This is a genomic window from Maribacter sp., assembly GCF_039974175.1.
GTDB lineage: Bacteria > Bacteroidota > Bacteroidia > Flavobacteriales > Flavobacteriaceae > Maribacter_C.
This window is the reverse complement of record NZ_JBDWJN010000009.1, coordinates 206,265-227,261: the sequence shown is the minus strand read 5'-3', so window position 1 is coordinate 227,261 and position 20,997 is coordinate 206,265. Positions and strand designations below refer to the sequence as shown.

The 20,997-nt window shown below is 38.0% G+C and carries 26 protein-coding genes; 15 read left to right on the top strand and 11 right to left on the bottom strand.

The genetic code is table 11. The features are described from left to right. Nucleotides 1-74 precede the first annotated feature (74 nt). The 11 genes from ahcY (at nt 75) to ABJN95_RS07450 (ending at nt 8,153) form a co-directional block, all read left to right on the top strand. Nucleotides 75-1,391: an adenosylhomocysteinase gene (gene ahcY, locus ABJN95_RS07500; RefSeq protein WP_348369749.1), complete on the top strand. Its 1,317-nt coding sequence runs from the start codon at nt 75-77 to the stop codon at nt 1,389-1,391. A gap of 330 nt (nt 1,392-1,721) precedes the next feature. Further along, nucleotides 1,722-1,943 (top strand): hypothetical protein, encoded by a 222-nt coding sequence (locus ABJN95_RS07495; RefSeq protein ID WP_348369748.1) that lies wholly within the window; start codon nt 1,722-1,724, stop codon nt 1,941-1,943. A 34-nt stretch (nt 1,944-1,977) separates the two neighbouring features. Beyond that, complete coding sequence (locus ABJN95_RS07490) at nt 1,978-2,517, top strand: glutathione peroxidase (protein WP_348369747.1); 540 nt, start codon at nt 1,978-1,980, stop codon at nt 2,515-2,517. A 15-nt stretch (nt 2,518-2,532) separates the two neighbouring features. Further along, nucleotides 2,533-2,937 carry a DUF2452 domain-containing protein gene (locus ABJN95_RS07485; RefSeq protein ID WP_348369746.1) on the top strand — a complete coding sequence of 135 codons (405 nt, stop codon included), beginning with the start codon at nt 2,533-2,535 and terminating at the stop codon, nt 2,935-2,937. Between the two features lie 3 nt (nt 2,938-2,940). After that, complete coding sequence (locus tag ABJN95_RS07480) at nt 2,941-3,222, top strand: TIGR03643 family protein (RefSeq protein WP_348369745.1); 282 nt, start codon at nt 2,941-2,943, stop codon at nt 3,220-3,222. A gap of 1 nt (nt 3,223) precedes the next feature. Further along, a complete protein-coding gene (locus ABJN95_RS07475) occupies nt 3,224-4,339 on the top strand; it encodes an FAD-binding domain-containing protein (protein WP_348369744.1) in 1,116 nt (371 codons plus the stop codon). Nucleotides 4,340-4,341: 2 nt separating this feature from the next. After that, on the top strand, nt 4,342-4,977 hold the full coding sequence (locus tag ABJN95_RS07470) for a flavin reductase (protein ID WP_348369743.1): 636 nt from the start codon (nt 4,342-4,344) through the stop codon (nt 4,975-4,977). Next, entirely contained in the window at nt 4,974-5,102 is a 129-nt protein-coding gene (locus tag ABJN95_RS07465; RefSeq protein WP_348369742.1) for a DUF2256 domain-containing protein, read from the top strand. The genes ABJN95_RS07470 and ABJN95_RS07465 overlap by 4 nt, the downstream gene beginning before the upstream one ends. Continuing rightward, nucleotides 5,099-6,583: a cryptochrome/photolyase family protein gene (locus ABJN95_RS07460; protein WP_348369741.1), complete on the top strand. Its 1,485-nt coding sequence runs from the start codon at nt 5,099-5,101 to the stop codon at nt 6,581-6,583. Before ABJN95_RS07465 ends, ABJN95_RS07460 begins: the two co-directional genes overlap by 4 nt. A gap of 3 nt (nt 6,584-6,586) precedes the next feature. Beyond that, the gene (locus ABJN95_RS07455; RefSeq protein WP_348369740.1) at nt 6,587-6,997 is read left to right on the top strand and encodes a hypothetical protein; all 411 of its coding nucleotides are present in this window, start codon (nt 6,587-6,589) and stop codon (nt 6,995-6,997) included. A gap of 49 nt (nt 6,998-7,046) precedes the next feature. Continuing rightward, nucleotides 7,047-8,153, top strand: coding sequence for an SDR family oxidoreductase (locus tag ABJN95_RS07450; RefSeq protein WP_348369739.1), 1,107 nt, complete (start codon nt 7,047-7,049; stop codon nt 8,151-8,153). Nucleotides 8,154-8,213: 60 nt separating this feature from the next. On the opposite strand, the gene ABJN95_RS07445 is transcribed toward ABJN95_RS07450, so the two are convergent. Together ABJN95_RS07445 and ABJN95_RS07440 are read right to left on the bottom strand one after the other, a co-directional pair. After that, entirely contained in the window at nt 8,214-8,972 is a 759-nt protein-coding gene (locus ABJN95_RS07445) for a LytTR family DNA-binding domain-containing protein (protein WP_348369738.1), read from the bottom strand. 27 nt (nt 8,973-8,999) lie between these two features. Then, entirely contained in the window at nt 9,000-10,070 is a 1,071-nt protein-coding gene (locus tag ABJN95_RS07440; protein WP_348369737.1) for a histidine kinase, read from the bottom strand. 249 nt (nt 10,071-10,319) lie between these two features. Here ABJN95_RS07440 and ABJN95_RS07435 point away from each other — a divergent pair, with 249 nt between their 5' ends. The 3 genes from ABJN95_RS07435 to ABJN95_RS07425 are packed head-to-tail and all read left to right on the top strand — an operon-like array spanning nt 10,320 to nt 13,142. After that, nucleotides 10,320-12,704 carry a TonB-dependent receptor gene (locus tag ABJN95_RS07435; protein ID WP_348369735.1) on the top strand — a complete coding sequence of 795 codons (2,385 nt, stop codon included), beginning with the start codon at nt 10,320-10,322 and terminating at the stop codon, nt 12,702-12,704. 16 nt (nt 12,705-12,720) lie between these two features. After that, a complete protein-coding gene (locus ABJN95_RS07430; RefSeq protein WP_348369733.1) occupies nt 12,721-12,870 on the top strand; it encodes a hypothetical protein in 150 nt (49 codons plus the stop codon). A gap of 26 nt (nt 12,871-12,896) precedes the next feature. Then, the gene (locus ABJN95_RS07425) at nt 12,897-13,142 is read left to right on the top strand and encodes a hypothetical protein (protein ID WP_348369732.1); all 246 of its coding nucleotides are present in this window, start codon (nt 12,897-12,899) and stop codon (nt 13,140-13,142) included. Nucleotides 13,143-13,242: 100 nt separating this feature from the next. Here ABJN95_RS07425 and ABJN95_RS07420 read toward each other — a convergent pair whose 3' ends face one another. The 6 genes from ABJN95_RS07420 to ABJN95_RS07395 all read right to left on the bottom strand — a co-directional run bounded on the left by ABJN95_RS07420 (nt 13,243) and on the right by ABJN95_RS07395 (nt 17,789). Then, complete coding sequence (locus ABJN95_RS07420) at nt 13,243-14,121, bottom strand: hypothetical protein (protein WP_348369731.1); 879 nt, start codon at nt 14,119-14,121, stop codon at nt 13,243-13,245. Between the two features lie 239 nt (nt 14,122-14,360). Beyond that, nucleotides 14,361-14,621 (bottom strand): 50S ribosomal protein L27, encoded by a 261-nt coding sequence (gene rpmA / locus ABJN95_RS07415; protein WP_348369730.1) that lies wholly within the window; start codon nt 14,619-14,621, stop codon nt 14,361-14,363. Nucleotides 14,622-14,686: 65 nt separating this feature from the next. Next, entirely contained in the window at nt 14,687-15,397 is a 711-nt protein-coding gene (gene rplU / locus ABJN95_RS07410; protein WP_348369728.1) for a 50S ribosomal protein L21, read from the bottom strand. 114 nt (nt 15,398-15,511) lie between these two features. After that, a complete protein-coding gene (locus tag ABJN95_RS07405; protein ID WP_348369726.1) occupies nt 15,512-15,967 on the bottom strand; it encodes a DUF4199 domain-containing protein in 456 nt (151 codons plus the stop codon). A gap of 126 nt (nt 15,968-16,093) precedes the next feature. Further along, complete coding sequence (locus tag ABJN95_RS07400; RefSeq protein WP_348369725.1) at nt 16,094-16,843, bottom strand: head GIN domain-containing protein; 750 nt, start codon at nt 16,841-16,843, stop codon at nt 16,094-16,096. Between the two features lie 61 nt (nt 16,844-16,904). Next, nucleotides 16,905-17,789, bottom strand: a complete 885-nt coding sequence (locus ABJN95_RS07395; RefSeq protein WP_348369723.1) for a DMT family transporter — start codon at nt 17,787-17,789, stop codon at nt 16,905-16,907. Nucleotides 17,790-17,915: 126 nt separating this feature from the next. Between ABJN95_RS07395 and ABJN95_RS07390 the strand changes: the two genes are divergently transcribed. After that, entirely contained in the window at nt 17,916-18,341 is a 426-nt protein-coding gene (locus ABJN95_RS07390) for a hypothetical protein (protein WP_348369721.1), read from the top strand. Nucleotides 18,342-18,399: 58 nt separating this feature from the next. Here ABJN95_RS07390 and ABJN95_RS07385 read toward each other — a convergent pair whose 3' ends face one another. From ABJN95_RS07385 to ABJN95_RS07375, 3 genes are all read right to left on the bottom strand, one after another. After that, entirely contained in the window at nt 18,400-19,335 is a 936-nt protein-coding gene (locus ABJN95_RS07385; protein ID WP_348369719.1) for a pyridoxal-phosphate dependent enzyme, read from the bottom strand. 67 nt (nt 19,336-19,402) lie between these two features. Next, nucleotides 19,403-20,467 carry a hypothetical protein gene (locus ABJN95_RS07380; protein WP_348369717.1) on the bottom strand — a complete coding sequence of 355 codons (1,065 nt, stop codon included), beginning with the start codon at nt 20,465-20,467 and terminating at the stop codon, nt 19,403-19,405. Between the two features lie 72 nt (nt 20,468-20,539). After that, nucleotides 20,540-20,965, bottom strand: coding sequence for a nuclear transport factor 2 family protein (locus ABJN95_RS07375; protein ID WP_348369716.1), 426 nt, complete (start codon nt 20,963-20,965; stop codon nt 20,540-20,542). Nucleotides 20,966-20,997 lie beyond the last annotated feature (32 nt).

The following is a 20,997-nucleotide window of genomic DNA, read 5'->3' as shown; positions in this document are numbered from 1 at the left end:
TGGTATTTTGTACTTTTGCAACCGCAACAAGGCGAGAAATCGCTACTTGACGAAAGTAAAAAATAAAAAAGAATATGAGCACAGAAACTATTCCATTCGTTCCCTACAAGGTAAAAGATATCGCACTAGCGGATTGGGGAAGAAAGGAGATCAATTTGGCCGAAGCCGAGATGCCTGGATTAATGGCACTTCGAGAAGAGTATGGCACAGAACAACCATTAAAAGGGGCTCGAATTGCAGGATGCCTGCATATGACCATTCAAACTGCGGTTTTGATTGAGACATTGGTTGCCTTAGGCGCCGATGTTACATGGAGTTCATGTAATATTTTCTCTACACAAGACCATGCGGCGGCGGCGATTGCTGCAGCAGGAATTCCTGTTTACGCTTGGAAGGGTATGAACGAGGAAGAGTTTGATTGGTGTATCGAACAAACCTTATTTTTCGGAGAAAGTCGTGAACCTCTAAATATGATATTAGATGATGGAGGCGACTTGACCAATATGGTCTTAGATAAATATCCCGAACTTACAGATGCCATTAAAGGACTTTCGGAGGAAACTACAACTGGAGTACACCGTTTGTATGAGCGCGTAAAGAATGGCACCCTTCCTATGCCTGCCATCAACGTTAACGATTCGGTAACGAAATCAAAATTTGATAACAAATACGGTTGTCGAGAAAGTGCTGTAGATGCTATTCGCAGGGCTACAGATACCATGTTAGCGGGTAAAAGGGTGGTGGTTGCCGGCTATGGAGATGTTGGTAAAGGTACGGCTGCTTCCTTCAAAGGTGCGGGTGCAATCGTTACGGTTACTGAAATAGACCCAATCTGTGCTTTACAAGCCTGTATGGACGGTTTTGAAGTGAAGAAATTAGAAACTGTAATCGGACAAGCTGATGTAGTGATCACAACAACAGGCAATAAAGACATCATTCAAGGTAACCACTTTAAAGCCATGCGCGATAAAGTGATTGTTTGTAATATAGGTCATTTCGACAATGAGATCGATATGGCTTGGTTGAATGATAATTATGGTAATACTAAGGATGAAATCAAACCGCAGGTTGATAAATATACCATAGATGGAAAGGATATCATCGTATTGGCTGAAGGTCGTTTGGTAAACTTAGGTTGTGCAACTGGGCATCCTAGCTTTGTGATGAGTAATTCCTTTACCAACCAAACTTTGGCGCAAATTGAGCTTTGGAAGAACAGTGAAAACTACAAGAATGAAGTATATATGCTGCCAAAGCATTTGGATGAAAAAGTAGCCAAATTACACTTATCTCGTTTAGGAGCTGAGCTTACCGAATTGCGCAAAGACCAAGCAGCATATATTGGAGTAACGGTAGAGGGGCCTTATAAACCTGAATACTACAGGTATTAGCCAACAACTACAACGAAACCAAAAACCTCTTCCGGCAACGGAGGGGGTTTTATAATTTGTACAGCCCGCGTTAGGAATAGTTAAATTCTTGTTATTTTGTTTAACAATTATCTATAATTGATAAACATTTAGTATCTTTCGGGTTAAGCCAAGCATAAAATTTTTTAATAAAACTGTGTGCAAAGGGCGTTGTTAGCGGGTTTTGAGAACAAAAAGGCGAAATAATAGCTGAATAAGAATAAGTTATCAAACAAGTAGTAAAATTCCAATGATTTTACATACTTTTCAGCATTAATTAATAGGTTTTATAATTTATTAGAAAATTAGTATATGGATTTAATGGAACGCGTTGCAGAATTTGAAGGAAGAAAAATGTCTGGAATGACAACAAGCGACAGGGTAACGTATTCAAGGGAAGTAAAAGCCTTGATTTTAGAGATTAACGAAATTTATAAGGAAACGAAAGAAGTTGAGTTGATGGATATTATGAAAAGACTTACCGTGAAAAAGAAAAAGATTGAAAAACGGTTGAAAGGAAACCCTATTCAATAATAGATTTTCCCCAAAGCGTAATAAAAAGTTGAAGATGAAATTATTAGAAAAACTAAAAATTACTCCATCTTCAGATACATTTCAAAAACAAAGTCTTACAAATGGGTCTTCTATCTACACGATCGCAATTGATGGTTTGGATGGAAGGCCCATTTCATTATCCAATTTTAAAGGGAAGGCAATACTTTTTGTAAATGTGGCCTCCAAATGTGGATTTACACCCCAATATAAGGCACTACAACAACTTCAAGACAGTTACAAAGACAAACTAGTAGTAATCGGATTACCATGTAATCAATTTGCAGGACAAGAACCTGCGGCAGCTGATGAAATTCGGTCTTTTTGTGAACGCAACTACGGAATCACCTTCCAACTTACTGAAAAGGTCGAAGTGAAAGGTTCGAGACAGCATCCATTATATAGCTGGTTGACCAAGAAGGAACTCAATGGAAAAAGAAATAGTACTGTAAGATGGAATTTCCAAAAATACCTTGTTAATGAAAAGGGAGAATTGGTTGATTTTTTCTATTCCACCACCAAACCCAATAGTGCTAAAATCACAAATTACCTTTAATAACGTTTGCTGGGCATGAAAAAGAAAAAACCCGATAACGTTGTTTTTGATGAGGAAAGTGAAAAATACACAGCTTCTTTAAAGCCATATGCCACAGATTTGGCTGCACCTGCGATAACCACTTCCGATACGGCGGCCTGGAAAAATCGGAACATTAATGCCGTCAACAAACATATCAGCGCTAAATATCTAGAGTTAAAAGCAGAGTATGATGCAATGATAGATCAGTTTGAATACAATAATTTGGTCTATAGTGCCAAATTCAATTTTGAGCCCTTGGTTGGCTATACCTATTTTTTGTATCGCAACAAGAATGAAGAAGCCTTTTTGTCTGTTATTGCACCTCATGAATGCAATTTCGACTACCTAGGCACCTTTAGATTGAATGCTGACAAGATGTGGGAACGAATAACGAAGTAAAACATGCCTCAAAACTTCACTGAACGACAATTGGATCGAATTGTCGAAATGGCTTGGGAAGATCGAACGCCCTTCGAAGCTATTGCATACCAATTTGGACTTCCCGAGAAGGAGGTTATCAGAATGATGCGATACCACCTAAAACGGAACAGTTTTAAGCGCTGGAGAAAACGAGTAAACAGCGGTGTTAGCCAAAAGCATTTAAAAAAACGAAATCCTGAGATTGACCGCTTCAAATGCTCACGGCAAAAAAACATTACCAGAAATAGAATCAGTAAGCGCTAATATGGCTCTGTTTGAACACACGGTGCTATTCTTTCCAACCAGCTATGCTGAAATAGCGCATCGCATTGACAAGATAGATCCTATAAAATATGGAGAATCACGAAATTTTATAAGTGGTGCGGTCACTTATCTATCACCCTATATATCTAGAGGTGTCATTTCAACAAAACAAGTTCTGGAAAGTGTTCTAAAAAAAGGCTATCAGGTAAAGAATATTGAAAAATTTATTCAAGAGCTCGCTTGGCGTGATTATTGGCAGCAAATCTGGATTGAAAAAGGGGAGGGGATAAACTCAGACTTAAAAAATCAACAATTACACGTTGCCCATCATGAAATACCAACCGCACTTGTAGACGCTGAGACCGGAATTGAAGCCATTGATAAAGCCGTTACTGAATTTTACAGAACGGGTTACCTTCACAATCATGTCAGAATGTATGTTGCCGCTATTGCTTGTAACATTGGTCAAAGCAAATGGAATTATCCAGCTAAATGGATGTACTATCATCTCCTTGATGGTGATTGGGCCAGCAACGCCCTTAGTTGGCAATGGGTCGCTGGTGTGAACAGCAATAAGAAATATGTGGCCAATCAAGACAATATCAATAGATACTGTCATACGCATCAAAAAAGAACCTTTTTGGATGTGGATTATAGTGAATTATCTAAAATGGAAATTCCTAAGGCTTTAGAAGAAAGTTCTGTTGAAATATTAACGACTCCTCTTCCGGCAAAATCAAAACTTGACCTAGCCAAACAACTTCCTACTTGCCTCTATAATTTTTACAATCTAGACCCCAAATGGAAGCAGGAAATCAATGCAAATCGCATTCTGTTGTTAGAACCTAGCGTATTTGAGAAGTATCCGATTTCTCAAAAAAGCATAGATTTCATGCTGGGCTTATCCAAGAATATTAGTGGTCTTCAAACCTATGTGGGCGAATTTGATGAATTGCTTCATGACTATGACATAGGAGATATTTTCTTTAAGGAACATCCTTTAAATACCAATTATAAAGGCAAGGAAGAATCAAGAGACTGGATGTTTAGTGTTAGCGGATACCACTCTTCCTTTTTCGGATTTTGGAAAAAATGTAAAAAACAATTGAAATACTAAATATGCACTATTCTAAAAATGATATTGAACAAATGGGGCGGATACAAAAGATAAAGTACATCAATTCGGTCTCAGGCATCAAACCCGCCAATTTGATCGGTACCATATCCAATTCTGGTCAACCTAACTTGGCTATATTCAGTTCGGTTTTTCATTTGGGTAGTGACCCAGCATTATTGGGGTTCGTTTCTCGACCCATTGGAGAAATAGCCCGACACACCTATGCAAATATTCTTGAAAACAAACAATATACTATCAACCATGTGGACCGTTCATTCATTGAAAATGCACATTATACTTCAGCCAAAATAGAGAGAGAACAATCTGAGTTTGAAGTTTGCGGGTTAACAGAGGAATACATTCCAACTTTCAAAGCCCCATTCGTAAAAGAAAGTGCCCTAAAAATGGGGATGGACCTCAAAGAAACAATCGATATAAATCTCAACGGAACCATTCTCGTCATCGGCGAAATTCAAGACTTGATTATTCCTGATGCTGCCATTGGTGAAGATGAGGACATTGATTTGGCAAATATTAATGGTATTGGTATTTCGGGCCTAAATACCTATTATTCTTTGAAAAAAATAGAACGATTCCCCTATGCCCGATCAAACGAAATTCCAGAATTGAAGAAATGAAAAAGCAGCTTCTTCCATCAAAGATATGCCCTGTTTGCAACCGGCCATTTTTATGGCGTAAAAAATGGGAGAAAAATTGGACTTCTGTGAAATATTGTAGTGAAAAATGTCGCCGAAATAAATGAAAGCCGTTAACCTCATATTCCCACATCAGTTATTCAAAGCCAATCCGCTTTTCGCCAACGGACATGCTTATTATCTGATAGAAGAATTCTTATTTTTTAAACAATACCCTTTTCATAAACAGAAGGTTGCCTTTCACCGGGCAACCATGAAATTTTATTCCGATTTCCTTAGTGATAAGGGCTACGATGTTCGCTACATCAAAGCTACTGAGGAGCTTTCCGATATTCGAATATTGATTCCCTTTTTGGCAAAAGAAGGAATAGGAGAAGTACATTTTATAGACCCTTGCGATTATTGGTTGGAAATGCGAATTGAGGAAGGATGTGCCTCAGAAGGAATTGAGCCCTTGGTTCATGACACACCCATGTACCTAAATTCTAGAGAAGACCTAAGCATATTTTTTCATCAAGGGAAGAAGAAATTTTATCAAACGACATTCTATGCCGATCAGCGGAAAAAACGAAACATCTTGTTAGACATAGATGGAAAACCTACAGGTGGAAAATGGACTTACGATACTGAAAATAGAAAAAGATATCCTGCAAAGAAAATACCCCCATCAGTTCATTATCCTGATAAGGATAGCTACTACGAAGAAGCAAAACGGTATGTGAGGGAAAACTTTTCAAACCACTACGGCGAGCTAACCGCCGAGTTGCTTTACCCAAATACTTTTGATAAAGCTCAGACTTGGTTTACTGATTTTTTAGAGACCCGCTTTATAGAATTTGGCATATATGAAGATGCGATCGTTGCAGAGCACTCAATCTTACATCATAGTGTGTTGACTCCCATGTTGAATGTAGGGCTGATCACTCCGGAAGAAATTGTAACTCAAAGCCTAGCCTACACTGAGAAAAATAATGTTCCGATAAATTCAACCGAAGGTTTTATTCGCCAAATAATTGGTTGGCGTGAGTTCATTCGAGGAGTTTATGTTACCAAAGGGTGTTACGAACGCACTAGGAATTTTTGGAATTTCCGCAGAAAAATTCCGAAATCATTCTATACTGGTACAACAGGTATTCCCCCAATAGATCAAACCATTCAAAAAGTATTAAAGACAGGCTATTGCCATCATATTGAGCGCTTGATGGTATTAGGTAATTTCATGGTGCTTTGTGAATTCGATCCTGATGAAGTGTACCAATGGTTTATGGAACTCTTTATAGATGCCTATGATTGGGTAATGGTACCTAATGTATATGGTATGAGCCAATTTGCCGATGGTGGCCTCATGTCTACTAAACCCTATATAAGTGGGAGTAATTATTTAATGAAAATGAGCAATTATAAAAAAGGTGATTGGCAAGCCACTTGGGATGGGCTATTTTGGCGTTTTATGCATACAAATCGCCATTTCTTTTTGTCAAATCCACGCTTGGGCATGCTTATTCGGACTTTTGACAAAATGAGTGATGAAAAGAAGCAAGTACATTTAGAATATGGAGAAACCTTTTTGAACCAGTTAGACAGTTAAAGGATGAATTTAGAAACGCTTCGCCTACTTTTTGACTTCGGATTGCTAGTGCTTATATGGCTGGTGCAACTCGTAATATACCCAAGCTTTCGATTCTATCAGCAAGACAACCTTGTAAAATGGCATCGAAAATATACAGTTGGAATTGCATTGGTTGTCATTCCGCTAATGTTTGTACAATTAACTACTGCTATACTTCAGTTGCTTGAATTTCAAAACACATTAACCATTGGAAGTCTCGTTTTGATAGCACTGGTTTGGGCAATAACGTTTTTGCAATTTGTACCCATGCACCGTAAAATATCCGATGAAAAAGCAGATAAAATTCTTTTGACGCGGCTAGTAAAAAGGAATTGGTGGCGAACCCTGTTATGGTCAGTTATTTTTATATTGACTCTGCTTTCATCCCTTTAAAATCTTGTATCTTAGGTCTGGTTTGAAAAAGAATCTAACACCCCACTGTATGACGAACATTATACTTACCGGAGCTACTGGAACGCTCGGTTCGCGAATTTTATTTTCACTTCTTGAACAGAAAATCGAGCAAATAGAAAAAATATATTTACCTGTTCGAAGCAAGGCCGCAATATCGCCTGAAAGAAGGATTCAAAACATGCTGTCAAGTTCAAATATCCCTGAATTTATTAAGAAGAACAGCAAGGCCATTGCCAACAAAATAGAGGTGGTTGATGCCAAGTACATTCTTGAGCCAACTACGAAGCTAAAATCTAAAAACATAGATTATTTTATTCATTCTGCTGGCTATGTTAATCTATCAACAGATCCTGCAGCCAAGGAAGAAGTGTTTCAAGAGAATTTTGATTTTACCAAAAACCTCTTTAATCATTATGGTAACCAAATCAACAAGTTCGTATATATCAGCACCGCTTTTTCTTTTGGCGATGTTGGTGGTATACTTAAGAACGACTATGTAGAAAACCGAACCGGAAACTACCGCAACCATTACGAGGCATCTAAACATGCTTCAGAAAAGTTCTTGTTAGAACAAGGCAAAGCAAAAAATATCGCTGTACAAATTTTACGCCCAAGCGTTTTAGGTGGAAATATTGAAGAGGCTCCTAATTTCTTTATATCAAAATATATGGTCTTCTATCTTTTTGCCAAGTTCTTCAACAACAATACCTCCAACGATAACATACGTATTTCTACAAATGATTTTTCAGGACTCAATATCATTCCTACGGATTATGCTGCCAAGGTTATCGTAAAAGTATTGGAGACCAATATCGAGCAACTGAATATCGTACATGCCAAGGAGACCAATATGATGAAGGGCATTTCTAAAGTATTGGATGCCGTAGGATTTTCAAATTTCACCTTTACCCAAGAACAGATTACTGCTGCAACTGGCTTTGCCTCCAAACTTGAAGAGTTCTATTACGAAACTATTGGGGTTCATCTTCACCCCTATCTCACCTCAAAACCCAACGAATGGGATACCGCACTTTTGGAGAGCATATTACCAATGCCCAACTATAATTTGGAAGACTATTTATTACAAACCGTTTCTTTTGCAAAAGCAGCAAATTTTCGAAATCAAAAGTGGTAATCGTAGGCTATGAAAGAAGGTACTGAGTTTGCCCTTTGGTTTGTACTGTTTAAAAACTAACTACAAATCTAGCCATCTCTTAAAATTCGTAGTACGCTCTCTTGAAACGATTACTTGTTCTTCTTCTTTTGGCATTAATTTAAGCAACAAACGACTATTGAAATAAGTATGTATCTCATTTACAGCTGCTACCGAAACCATGAACTTTCTGTTTATTCTGAAAAACTGTACCGGATTTAAAATTTCTTCTAGCTGATCAATCGTATACTCGATAGGATATGATTTGCCACTGCGGTCTTTTAAAAATATTAGCCCCTCTTCCGATTTGAAATAAGCAATATCACCGACGTTGAATGATTTAAATTGGTTGCCCACTTTGACCATAAAACGGTGCTTATACGCTTTGTGAAATATGTTCTTTATCTGCTCTAGTTTATCATTGTTCCAGGCATCGGATATTAAATTTGTCGATTTTTGAAACTTGTTCAGAGCAACTCTCAAATCATTTTTATCAATAGGTTTTAAAAGGTAATCAAGTCCATTATATTTAAATCCCCGTATAGCATATTCATTATAAGCCGTTGTAAATATTACTGGAGGATGCTCTTGCAAATGATCAAGAATATCAAATCCGTAGCCATCGTTCAATTGAATATCTAAAAATATCAATTGCGGCATTGTATTTTCATGAAACCATTTTAGACCGCTTTCCACTGAGGTGAGTTGAGCGACTATTTCAATTTCAGGCACTAGCTCGCCGATCAGCTGAGCTAAGCGTCTCGAAGCAATACTTTCATCTTCAACAATTACTGCTTTCAAATCTCTTTTTGGTTTTTAAGGTTCCGCTCAAGAAATAGACAAGGTCGCTCTTTGTAACGCGCTACAGTCCAATAGCGGCATAGTTACTTTGAAATGTTCCCTACTGACTTCGACAGCAACTTCCTGATTTGTATAAAACGAGTACCTTTTTTGAATATTGGTTAAACCCAGCTGTGTTGATTCTGCTTCAAGTTCTCTCTTTCTCATGGTATTTTCGACAACTAACCCAATCTTACCAACTGTATATACACTGATTTTCATTGGTTTCTCCTTTGAAAAAAAATTATGCTTCATGGCATTCTCAACAAGCATTTGTAGCGATAAGGTGGGAATCGAAAAATCAACTGGATCTACTCCAATATTCGTATCGATAACAATAGCATCTGAGTGTCGAACATTCATCATAAAAATAAAGGAATCAAGAAAGTTGAGTTCTTTTTCTAGACTAACAATATCCTCCTCCTTGTTATCCAAAATATAACGATAACTAGATGCTAGTCGACTTACAAAATCAGATGCCAAATCGCGATCTTCATACATTAGCGATGTCAGTGTATTCAGACTGTTAAACAAAAAATGAGGGCTTATTTGACTTTTTAAAGATTTATATTTTGAAGTCATCATCTCTTTCTGTAATCGATCCATTTTTTGCTCTAGGTCTTTTTTCTGTTTAACCGAAAAATAAAACAAGTTAAATACCATTATAGCAAATCCTAGTAGCATGGCTCGCATCCAATCAATTCGAAACTGTAGCGCTTTATCCTCTGCTGGAATTTGACATAGATCATCAAATACAAAAAGACCTACATAATAAATCAAGGCAGCTAATGGAGCCAAAAAAGCAAAGGAAAGTGCTAGGGTCTTTAAGCTACCCGGAATATCTAGCCCCTTTGCGGTTTTTAACTGCTTCTTAATTAGCCAATCATTAATCTCCCATGTATGTAAGACCAGTACAAAGGCTGAAAGGAAATAAAATATTGAAGCAGGACTAAACAACGTTTCATCAGGATCGTCGATAGTCAACTTTACCGCAAAGAAAATTAGTACCACCACTAGCAGCCTAAAACCAAACTTTTTAATTGATCTTTTTTTAATCATATCGACTATAGTGAAATTTAAAGATAACAAACAACCCAATAAGCAAGGTCTTGAAAACATTCAATTGTCAGTATTTACCTTGAAACGTCATTATTTTGACATGACTTGAAAAACCGCATTCATAAAAGGTAAATTGTGGTTCACCTCCTCGTTCGACAATTCAAACCATAAATCACCACTTGGTCATTCCTTAGCTTTTCCAAATAAGATACATGCGGCATTTTTGATTAAACATTGAATAGAAAAGTCATGAAAAAAATTGTTTTTGCACTTATCATATTATATAATTGCGCGCTCTTCGCGCAAAACGGAACGATTAAGGGCATTGTACTTGACAAGCAGTCTGAAGCACCTTTAGAAGGTGCTACCATAGAACTTCTATATGCCTTGGAAGCGACCGGAGTCATTACTGATTTTGACGGTAATTTTGTGTTGAAAGATATTCCTGTAGGGAGACAAGTCATACGAATAAGTTATATAGGATATGAAACCTATACTATTCCCAATATTGAGGTTACCTCCGGTAAAGATGTTTTTCTAAATATAGGCTTAACAGAATCATTTAATCAGCTTGATGAAGTTGTTCTTACAACCAATACCCATAAAGACAAACCACTTAACAAATTGGCAACCGTTTCAACACGTCAATTTGGGTTGGAAGAAGTTACACGCTTTTCAGGAGGTCGAAGTGATGTAGGTCGGTTAGCCGCAAACTTCGCGGGAGTATCGTCTCCTGATGATAGTCGAAATGACATTGTGGTAAGAGGAAACTCTCCAACCGGACTCCTATGGCGTTTAGAGGGCATTCCCATTCCAAGTCCAAATCATTTTGCCACGGCAGGCACGACTGGCGGCCCGGTATCTGCCTTGAACCCCAATATGCTTAAAAACTCTGATTTTCTTACTTCTGCATTTCCTGCGGAATATGGAAACGCCCTCGGAGGCGTCTTTGACTTAGGTTTTCGCAATGGAAATGCGGATGCGTATGAATTTACTCTTCAGACCGGAATCTTTACGGGTTTAGAAGCGATGGCCGAAGGTCCTTTAGGAAACAAAAGTGGTTCTTTTCTTATTGCGGGCCGGTACTCATTGGTAAGCGTTCTAGGTATCGGTGCCGGTGGAACGTCGGCGACCCCCAATTATAGCGACCTATCGTTTCATATAAATCTTGGAAAAGGCAGCTTGGGGAATATCTCCATATTTGGAATTCTTGGCAGTTCAGATATTGAGTTCTTAGGAAATGATATTGACCAAGACGATTTGTTTGCTGCTGAAGATGAAAACACTACTGCCGATTCGAGATTTGGAGTGGTAGGATTGAAACATACAATGATGTTGGGTAAAAGTTCGTTTCTACGAAGCATTGTAGCTGGTTCTTATTCGGCAAATGAATTTAACGTAGATCGATTTATAGCGAAAGAAACACCACAAGAGCGCCTACTTCAATTTACGGAAGCTGACAATTCTGAAACGCGCTTTACTTTTTCAACACTTTTTAATGCCAAACTTAGTAACAAAAGCACCCTTCGTGCGGGGGTTCTTGTAGAAAATTTCGGAGTAAAAAGTCTTTTAAGAGATCGAAATGAACAAGCAGATAACGATGCAGATGGAGATCCTGATTTTTTCACCTTTCGCGATATAGATGAAAATGTGCTTTTATTTCAACCCTATGTACAAGGTCAATTTCGGTTGACTGAAATGCTTACGCTAAATACAGGTCTACATGCCCTGTATAGCAATCTAAATGAGCAATTTGCCTTAGAACCTAGAGCTGCATTGTCTTATCAATTGGCTCCAGATCATGCTATTAACCTGGGGTATGGGTTACATCAGCAATCTATTCCATTACCTCTACTCTTCTTAAATGAAGAAACGAACGGGCAAGTGGTTCAAACGAACAAAGATCTTGACTTTACCAGAAGTAATCATTTTGTTCTAGGCTACGACATCAAACTAAGCAACAATTGGCGAGGAAAGCTTGAGGTGTATTATCAAGATATAGATAAGGCCGGGGTGGAACCCTTTTCATCAAGTTACTCCACACTTACAGAAGGGGCCAATTTCGGATTTGATAATGACCGGGTTTCCTTAATTAATGATGGAACAGGGTACAATACAGGACTCGAAATCACCTTGGAAAAATTCTATAGTAAAGGCTATTACGGACTACTAACCAGCTCGTTTTTTGATAGCAAATACACCGGAAGTGATGCTATTGAACGCAACACGCCATTTAACAACGGGTACGTGTTAAATCTGCTAGCAGGTAAAGAATTTAAAGTCGGTAAGTCTCAAAAGAATATCCTGTTTTTAGATACGCGTCTTACTAGTTCTGGAGGGCGATATTTCACACCGGTAGACCTAGAAGCTTCGCGTTTATCTGGATTCGAAATCCTTCAAGAAGATTTAGCCTATAGTAGCCAATATGATTCTTATTTCCGGTGGGATGTCAAATTTGGAATTAAAATAAACAGTAAATCAAAAAAACGGCTGCATCAGTTCTATGTGGATCTTCAAAATCTTACGGCCAACGAAAACATTTTTGCAAGAAGATACAATCGGCTTACCAACAATATCGATCAAGTAAATCAAATTGGTTTCTTCCCTGACTTTGGATACAAATTCCAATTTTAATAGAAAACCCTAAGCTATGAATACGCATAAAACCGATAAACATTCTAAGGAGCAGGGCACGGATACCCAAATGCGGAACCCCTCACATAATCGCTTTGGTAAACGATTGGCCTACCGATTTTGGTGGGGCTGGAGTACAGAACTAAAATCCTCACTTAAATCGTAAATAAGTAACAATATAAACTTCTCACTATGCTTAAAACCATAAATGCAATGACAGTACAAAAAGAGATCTCTATATTTAAGACCTCGGTTCATACTATTGAAGATATACAGACGGTAAAGAGTATGTTAAATGCAGTGGTCGGAGAAGATGAGTGGAATTTTGACTTGGAGGACGTTGACCATATACTACGAATTCATGCCAACGTTCTGGTCAATGCCTTTCTCTCACAAGAACTGCAAAAGATGGGTTTTCAATGTAAGGAGCTTTTTTAATACCTAGATATACGATTAGCACTTCTAACCAATACCCCTACCAATAGTTCGATAGTACTTTGCCATAAACTGCACCTTTTCGCGGTGATGAATAAAAAAATTAGTAGCCCGTAACCAATAAATTTCGGGCGCCTCGCATTCCACATTTTTGGTATTGGTGATAAGCCTTCGCCGCTCGTTCACGAATTTCTAAGTCCGTTTCTTGAAGTATCCAACCGTCTATTGCCCCTTTCAATGTATAAGCTTCGGGAGACATTAAACCCGTTGACCAAACCAAAGGGTTCGCTCCAGTTTTCTTTAGATATGGCTCAAAATAGTTTTTACTAACACAAGCAAGCATTATGGCATCGCGGGGTTCATTATTGTGAGGTTTAAAACTATTGTCTATACTAAATTCCATAAGGCCGTCATGACCTACATATGCTACTAGGCTTGCTCCTCCACCAAAACAAAGTTCTTGGGTTTCATATATTATTTTCTGTTCTTCGGCACCACTTGATGCTTCAAAAAAATCTATAGTTGTTTGCTTAATATATTTTCCGTCATAGGCGTCGGCTAAAAGGTAGGTATTGGTGGCTTTATGTTTGAACAATACCCTATCTAGAATTTGAGTGTTTCTAGTTTTTATGGTTTTTATATAAACCCAGTCTTTACTTTTTTTGAAATGCGTTTTTACACCATAAAGCGCTCCCCAGTACAAATTATTTTTAGGGTCTTGACCATTTCCCAGGGTTTTTGAAACAGGAACGATACCTTGGTTGGTATTATCACATAGGGCAACGAAGACGTGAATGGTTCTTGGTTTTTGAATTTCCTGAGCCTTGACGAACGATACGAAAAGGAAAAACCAAAAGCAATAGTTACGCATACTTAATAAACGGAAGTAATCAAAAATTCGCTTACCTTCTTGGCACTTTTCCTGAACCCAAGCAAACATCACATTTATCTCTTTCACCTCTTGTAGCACGCCAGTATCCATTGCCATCACATTTTTGACATTTTTTATATTCCGAGTTGCTCACTACCATTCGCACTAGGTAGTATGCTAGACCAACTATCAATAGAATTATAAGAAGTCTAAAAGTCATTTTATAGAAAGTTTAGTATATAGTATTCCGATTTGCCGATTGTTCGAGTTATTTCCAATTCAAAATAATATACAAAACAAAACCCTCTGCATAACTGGAGAGGGTTTTAAATACGGTAAAGAAAGTGTTTTTAAGCCTCAAATGGCTCAATAGAAACATATGACTTTCCGCCTGCCTTCTTGGTGAACTTTACCATTCCGTCAACACGGGCATGTAATGTGTGGTCTTTACCAGCATATACATTCTCACCTGGGTTGTGTTTTGTACCACGTTGCCTTACGATGATATTACCCGCAACAGCAGCTTGACCACCAAAAATCTTAACACCTAAGCGTTTCGATTCTGACTCTCTACCATTTTTCGAACTACCTACACCTTTTTTGTGTGCCATGATATCTTGTTTTATGTACTTCTACATCCTTTGATTAAATCAGGATGACCGTACGTTATTTCTTATTATGCCTTTCCGCCGTCTAATTCGTCTTGCCATTTCTTTAACTCGTCCCACTTACCTTCAGCTGCTAATTTTGCTTGTGCTGGCCATGTGTCAGTAACGTGGTTTCCACGAACATCTGCGATGATTTCAGAAATTTTAGCTGGTTTTGCCTTTGCTAAATCAGCGAATGTTGCAATACCGGCTTCTACCAAGGTAGAGGCGATTTTTGGCCCAATACCTTCAATCTTTTTTAAATCATCGGCCTTAGCTGCTTTGGCTTTTGGTGCAGCGGCTTTCTTTGGTGCAGCGGCCTTTTTTGGAGCTGCTTTTGCCTTTGTGGCTTCTGCCTTCGCCTTGGGCGCTTCTTCTTTTTTAGGAGCAGCTTTCTTCGGCTCAACTGATTTGGCCTTTTTAGCTCCTTTGGCAACAATACTTTCGATCACGATTTCAGTCAATGACTGACGGTGTCCGTTTTTCTTGCGATATCCTTTACGTCTTTTCTTGTGAAAGACAATCACTTTGTCACCTCTAAGGTGTTTAACGACTTTAGCCTCAACAGCGGCTCCGTCTATAGCTGGGGCGCCAATAGTTACGTTCTTTCCGTCATCTAAAAGAAGTACATTGTTAAAAGTTACCTTTTTACCTTCTTCTGATTGCAAACGGTGAACATATACTTTTTGGTCTTTTGCAACTTTGAATTGCTGCCCTGCCATCTCTACAATTGCGTACATAGCGTGTATATGATTTAAATTTACTCGATAATCGAGATTTAACAGCTCAAATTTTCTTTAAGCGGATGCAAATATACGCGTAAATGAGTAATCTACAAGGGATTTGACAAGAATTTAAACTGTTTTTTTCTGGAGGTTGTTAGAAGTCTTAAATAGTTGCATAAAAGACAATGTAAGTACCAAAGTTGTCGCAAAACCCATAATAGCCACAGTAAAGAAGACAATAGCCTCAAAAGATTGGTATTGCTGAAACCAAGTAGTTGAAAGGTTGGCCAAAAATTCGGTATTAAGTTCCATGGCGTACAATGTAAAAAACATGGTGAAAATGAGTGTAGCAGTACCTCCTGTGACCATGCCCGCAATAAAACCTTCTCCGTAATTAAATTCGTCTCTATTACGTTCGCGAAACAATTTTATAGACATGTATACACCAATGCCGGTAATGACGGCATTAAACAAACTATAATAGACGTTAGTGTGAAGCCCCAACAGCGATAAGATCAAAAAATAGATGATTAGACAACCACTTGTGGCTGCACCAAAGCGGATAGGTAAAGCATAAAGTCCCATATAGCTTGCTGTTTTAATTCCCTTTAAGTTACCAAAAATTCAACTTGCATTGGGTGAAATTAATTACTTTAACAAAAAATCCTGATGCTTTCACATCAGGATTTGGATTTTCATTTACTTACTTTGCTAACCTATTTTTCGAAGCTCGGCCTCACCAATAACGATTCCTTTATCAATATCAGGGTCTCCTGTATAATTAATTTCGGTTTCACCATAACAGGTAACCTTCAATCTGCTAGAAACCTTCACCCTGAAGTTACTTTCTCCAAATGCAGTAATTTTGGTGGATGTATTTTCCATCTCCAGGGTATTCACTTCGCTTTCCCCATAGGCCCTGTACACCTGTCTTCCCACATTTCCTCCTTGAATCTCTAGATAGCTCTCACCATAAATAGAAACCGTTAGGTCTTCAGTGGTAATAGCATTAAAGTAAACCTTAGACTCTCCATAAATAGTAAGCTTAAGTTCTTCCTGCTCAATGGGGCTTTCGCATTTTACGATTTCCTCTCCACGCACAGAAAGTGTTCTAAGCTTTTTGTAGGTAATCGTGGCTCGGGCCATTGTGCCATTATAAATAGAACGTTTTCCTTTCCAATTATTAGAACTTACACGCTCTTGTTTGGTTACCGTTTTGGCTCCGTCCAAGTAAAGACGAAGTGTCTTTCCGTCAACTTCAATATTGATTTTGTCTTCGGAAACCTTGGCATTCTCAATCTTTACCGATTCTTCATTGCCTTCTACTAAAACAACTTCTATATGCGGACTCACTATTACCTTATCAAAGGCATCCACTCGGGTTACTTTTTGAGCAGTGTTCACTTGAGGAACACAGAGGAAAGCACATATTACTAGCGCAAACAAAATTGATTTCTTCATGTTATTTTTTTTTAGTTGATGAATTCACTACAAAGAGTATAGTTCGATCAAATTGTTACAGTTAATGTATTACATTTTTCTTTTTATTCACCAGCCAAACCCCCAAAAGTATGATAACACCTCCTAGAAGTTGGTATACATTGATATTTTCGCCATCCCAAACGCCCCATAAAACAGCTACCAAGGGTATAGTATACGTAACAGATGCCGCAAAAACCGGACTCGATTTATGAATTAGTTTATTAAAAAGGATATTCGCCCAGGCGGTACCTAAAATAGCCAGAGCCAGCAAATACCATAGGGCATTGTGCATTTCAGCATGCTCTTGTATATCGGTGAAAAACCCAGAATATGCTACCAGAAATAATGCCGGCAAGAAGGCAACTCCAAAACTCGCCGTAGTCACGGTCAACGGACTCAAATGAGCCAAATGTCTTTTTATAATATTGATATTAAAGGCGTAGCCTAAAGCAGAAAGAAATATAAAAATGGCATACCAATAATTTTGATCGGGAGTAAATTCCATACCTGCCAAAATCAAGGTAATCGTTCCAAAAAGACCAATAAAAACTCCTAAAACTTGTCGTTTGGTTATCAATGCACCAAAAAGCGCAATTGCCACAAGAGTGGTCATCAAGGGCACTACAGAATTAAAAATAGACGTGATACCACTATCCAATTCGGTCTGAGCAAGTGCAAATAAAAAAGGTGGGAAAAAAGAACTTGTGAGCCCCGCGATTACCAGCCATTTCCAGTCTGTGAATTTGATTTTAGACAAACTCTTGAACCCGAATATAAATAAAGCCAAAGAAGCGAATACAATTCTCACCCCCCCTAGTTGTAAGGCAGTAAAGCCCAAAAGCGCTTTTTTGATCAAGATAAAAGAAGATCCCCAAATGAAGGAAAGTAGTATGAGGTAAAACCACTTTTTTTGATAATCAGTCAATGCTCAAAACTTTTTGGCAAAAGTGGCAATTTTCAAAGGATAAATTGCATGCTAATTATGTAAATTTGAAAAATTGATAACTCACAGTTTTCTTAAAATGGTGTTTATTAAAATTCAAGGTTAAATATGACAAAGTATATACTTATTCTAGTAGCTCTCGTTTTCACCGTTTCAACGGCTTGCAAAGAGGAAAAAAAGAAATCACTAGAATCGGATCAAATGAAACAGGTCATGGCCATTCATGACGAAGTGATGCCCAAGATGGGGAAAATTGGAAGTTTGGTTGCCCAATTGAGAAAAAAAATAGATAGTGATCAAGGTGGCGTCGATGAAAAAAAGGCCATGGAAGATTTACAAGAAGCCAACAAAAGTATGATGGACTGGATGCAGGGCTTCGGAAATCGATTTGATCCTGATGAAATATTAAATGGCAAAGCATTAACCGAGGAAAAAAAACAATGGCTGAACGAGGAGGAAGAAAAAGTTAAAATAGTAAAGGAGAAAATCAATACCAGTATTGCCAATGCTGAATCTTTGCTTGGTGAAAAATAAACAGTTGGTAATTGGCAAACAACTAAAATGCTATGATGTAGCCTTGGACGACCTCTTTTTAAAACGGTAAATTACCCAAGTCAACATTTCCTCCAGAAATAACAATTCCAACTTTTTGACCTTTAAACTGGCTCTTATCTCGCAACAAAGCGGCTAAGGCTACGGCGCTTGATGGCTCTACAATAATTTTCATACGTTCCCAAATAAGCCGCATTGAGGACACAATTTCTTCTTCTGTCACCCTAATGATACCGTTGACATGTTCTTTTATTATTGGAAAGTTGTTGTCTCCCAAGGTAGTCTTGAGTCCGTCGGCAATTGTATTTGTTGTCTTGTTCCCTTCGATTTTTCCACTTTGAAGCGAACGGTAGGCATCATCTGCTTCAAAAGGTTCTCCGCCGTATACCTTGCAGTTCTTACCAAAATAATGAGCGGCCAAAGCCGAGCCCGCAATCAGGCCACCTCCACCTACGGGACAAAAAATAGTTTCTAAGTCAGTATGGTTTTGCAAAAGCTCCATGGCAGCCGTACCTTGTCCAATTATGACATCAGGGTCATTAGATGGATGCAATGGCGTTGCACCCGTCTCTTGAGCAATCTTGTTTGCGGTGCTTTCCCGGGCTTCCAATGTAGGTTCACATTCATAAATAAAACCCTGATAGGCTATAACACCTTTTTTTTTGACCTCTGGAGAGGAACTTGGCATCACAATATGGGCTGTCACTCCCAAACTTTGCGCACCCAACGAAACTGCTTGAGCAAAATTACCAGAAGAATGGGTAACCACTCCCCTACTTCTTTGTTCTTCGGTTAATTGTAAAATCGCATTCGTAGCACCCCGCATTTTGTACGCTCCTCCGCGTTGAAAATTTTCACATTTAAAAAAAACCTCAGCGCCTACAAGATGATTAATCATACTAGAAGATAAAACTGGAGTATTATGAATATAGGGTTTGATCCTAGAGTGACCTGCTATGAGTTTTTCTTTTTGCATAGGGTAGAATACCCCAGCAATATAGATTTTTTTTCCATTTTGACCTTACAAATTTTGAGGAGAAAAATTATTTGCCATGAATCTTAAGCCGAATGTAATCGGATAAGTTGTTTGAACTATGACCGTTAGCTTTAGCTCTTGCAATATAGTTCGCAGTTAAGCCATGAATTTTGGCTTTTTTCAAGGTATTCGCATCAATATCTTTGATTCCTGTACTGCGAATCGATTTAATATAATTTGGACTGATATCATGCACAGCAAATTTCTTTAACATAGCGGGGTCAAGGTTATTAAACCCTACGGAAGATAATTCTTGAATATATTCAAGTGATATATCGTGTACGGCAAAGTTTTTTATCATGTTTGGGTCCAAATTACGATAGCCTATATCAGATAACCCCTTTATATAGTCAATGCTAACATCGTGAATAGCAAACTTTTTAACCATATTAGCATCTAAATCTCCGTACCCTGCTTTTTCAAGATCCTTTATATAGTCGATCGAAATATCATGAATGGCAAACTTTAAGAGCATATCCAATTCCAATCCTTTATAGTTGGTATTTGCTATTGAATTAATATATTCCAAATCCACGTCGTGAATACCAAGTTTACCGAGTTGCTTTAAAGTTGGTTGATATCCGTGTTTTTTTAGTGCAAGAACATATTCCTTTGAAACATCCCCTAAAAAAAGCTTGAAGTAGTTGTAGCGATCATCTCCATTGGAAAGTATTCCCTCATTATGGAGAAAAACCTCGAAATCGGTGTTCTTGACAAAGGTAAAATCACCGTTTCCCTTATCATCGGGGAACGCTCCTTCGAATTTGATAGAACCAGACGGTTTGTGCAATGCAAAACCTCCACCAGTGCTCTGAGTAAATTCCTCAACTGGTATACAAAGACTAATTAAAAACGAAGGGTTGTTCCTGTTCTTAGCATCCATTAGTTGAATGCAAGCTGTTTCTCTTTCTATCGTCCCAAACCAAATACCTTTGTCGATTTCGGCTCTATGATTAAATGTAGCAAATGAAATTCCATGGTCTTCTTTCTCCTTTTTTTGACCAAAAGAAATTTGGAAAACCATTAAAAATACAAATAATAGGCTGGCATACTGGTAGCATGTTTTTTTCATGATATCGTTTTTTGATGTATACCATGGTAAACTCGACTTTTTGGAATTGGTTACAGAATATAGGGAAAATCTTTAATTGGGATAATCAACGTAGGTATATGACTTATGAATAATCTTCCAACTTCCTTGGTATTTGAGAAGCAAAAGATAGTCGGTATAAATTCTTTTGGGGCCTGGCATAAGTATCTCAATTTTGGCACATGCTGCATCATTTTCATAATCAATTGATACAATTCTGCCTATTCGATTGCTTTTTCGACCTGTTTTAATACCCCCCGTATAGTCTTGACCGTACCAGACTCTAACACTGTCATTCGCAACACTATAAAGATTAAGCTCTGGGTGAAAAGCCCTTTTTACCCTTTCAGGTTCTCCATTTGCAGTACCTTCAACATAATCCATGAGTGTACTGGTAATAGCCTCTAGATCGCTTTGGGCGTTTGTCGTTTGCATTCCAATAACTATAATTAACAGGTTCAAAATTAATTTCATTTTCATCTTCTAAGATTTAAAAAATATTCGATCTAATT

What these genes read in the sequence shown, in the direction of transcription:
- ahcY (WP_348369749.1), top strand. Translation starts at nt 75, where the DNA reads ATGAGCACAGAAACTATTCCATTCGTTCCCTACAAGGTAAAAGATATC.
- ABJN95_RS07495 (WP_348369748.1), top strand. Translation starts at nt 1,722, where the DNA reads ATGGATTTAATGGAACGCGTTGCAGAATTTGAAGGAAGAAAAATGTCT.
- ABJN95_RS07490 (WP_348369747.1), top strand. Translation starts at nt 1,978, where the DNA reads ATGAAATTATTAGAAAAACTAAAAATTACTCCATCTTCAGATACATTT.
- ABJN95_RS07485 (WP_348369746.1), top strand. Translation starts at nt 2,533, where the DNA reads ATGAAAAAGAAAAAACCCGATAACGTTGTTTTTGATGAGGAAAGTGAA.
- ABJN95_RS07480 (WP_348369745.1), top strand. Translation starts at nt 2,941, where the DNA reads ATGCCTCAAAACTTCACTGAACGACAATTGGATCGAATTGTCGAAATG.
- ABJN95_RS07475 (WP_348369744.1), top strand. Translation starts at nt 3,224, where the DNA reads ATGGCTCTGTTTGAACACACGGTGCTATTCTTTCCAACCAGCTATGCT.
- ABJN95_RS07470 (WP_348369743.1), top strand. Translation starts at nt 4,342, where the DNA reads ATGCACTATTCTAAAAATGATATTGAACAAATGGGGCGGATACAAAAG.
- ABJN95_RS07465 (WP_348369742.1), top strand. Translation starts at nt 4,974, where the DNA reads ATGAAAAAGCAGCTTCTTCCATCAAAGATATGCCCTGTTTGCAACCGG.
- ABJN95_RS07460 (WP_348369741.1), top strand. Translation starts at nt 5,099, where the DNA reads ATGAAAGCCGTTAACCTCATATTCCCACATCAGTTATTCAAAGCCAAT.
- ABJN95_RS07455 (WP_348369740.1), top strand. Translation starts at nt 6,587, where the DNA reads ATGAATTTAGAAACGCTTCGCCTACTTTTTGACTTCGGATTGCTAGTG.
- ABJN95_RS07450 (WP_348369739.1), top strand. Translation starts at nt 7,047, where the DNA reads ATGACGAACATTATACTTACCGGAGCTACTGGAACGCTCGGTTCGCGA.
- ABJN95_RS07440 (WP_348369737.1), bottom strand. Translation starts at nt 10,070, where the DNA reads ATGATTAAAAAAAGATCAATTAAAAAGTTTGGTTTTAGGCTGCTAGTG.
- ABJN95_RS07435 (WP_348369735.1), top strand. Translation starts at nt 10,320, where the DNA reads ATGAAAAAAATTGTTTTTGCACTTATCATATTATATAATTGCGCGCTC.
- ABJN95_RS07430 (WP_348369733.1), top strand. Translation starts at nt 12,721, where the DNA reads ATGAATACGCATAAAACCGATAAACATTCTAAGGAGCAGGGCACGGAT.
- ABJN95_RS07425 (WP_348369732.1), top strand. Translation starts at nt 12,897, where the DNA reads ATGCTTAAAACCATAAATGCAATGACAGTACAAAAAGAGATCTCTATA.
- ABJN95_RS07420 (WP_348369731.1), bottom strand. Translation starts at nt 14,121, where the DNA reads ATGGATACTGGCGTGCTACAAGAGGTGAAAGAGATAAATGTGATGTTT.
- rpmA (WP_348369730.1), bottom strand. Translation starts at nt 14,621, where the DNA reads ATGGCACACAAAAAAGGTGTAGGTAGTTCGAAAAATGGTAGAGAGTCA.
- rplU (WP_348369728.1), bottom strand. Translation starts at nt 15,397, where the DNA reads ATGTACGCAATTGTAGAGATGGCAGGGCAGCAATTCAAAGTTGCAAAA.
- ABJN95_RS07405 (WP_348369726.1), bottom strand. Translation starts at nt 15,967, where the DNA reads ATGGGACTTTATGCTTTACCTATCCGCTTTGGTGCAGCCACAAGTGGT.
- ABJN95_RS07400 (WP_348369725.1), bottom strand. Translation starts at nt 16,843, where the DNA reads ATGAAGAAATCAATTTTGTTTGCGCTAGTAATATGTGCTTTCCTCTGT.
- ABJN95_RS07390 (WP_348369721.1), top strand. Translation starts at nt 17,916, where the DNA reads ATGACAAAGTATATACTTATTCTAGTAGCTCTCGTTTTCACCGTTTCA.
- ABJN95_RS07385 (WP_348369719.1), bottom strand. Translation starts at nt 19,335, where the DNA reads ATGCAAAAAGAAAAACTCATAGCAGGTCACTCTAGGATCAAACCCTAT.
- ABJN95_RS07380 (WP_348369717.1), bottom strand. Translation starts at nt 20,467, where the DNA reads ATGAAAAAAACATGCTACCAGTATGCCAGCCTATTATTTGTATTTTTA.
- ABJN95_RS07375 (WP_348369716.1), bottom strand. Translation starts at nt 20,965, where the DNA reads ATGAAAATGAAATTAATTTTGAACCTGTTAATTATAGTTATTGGAATG.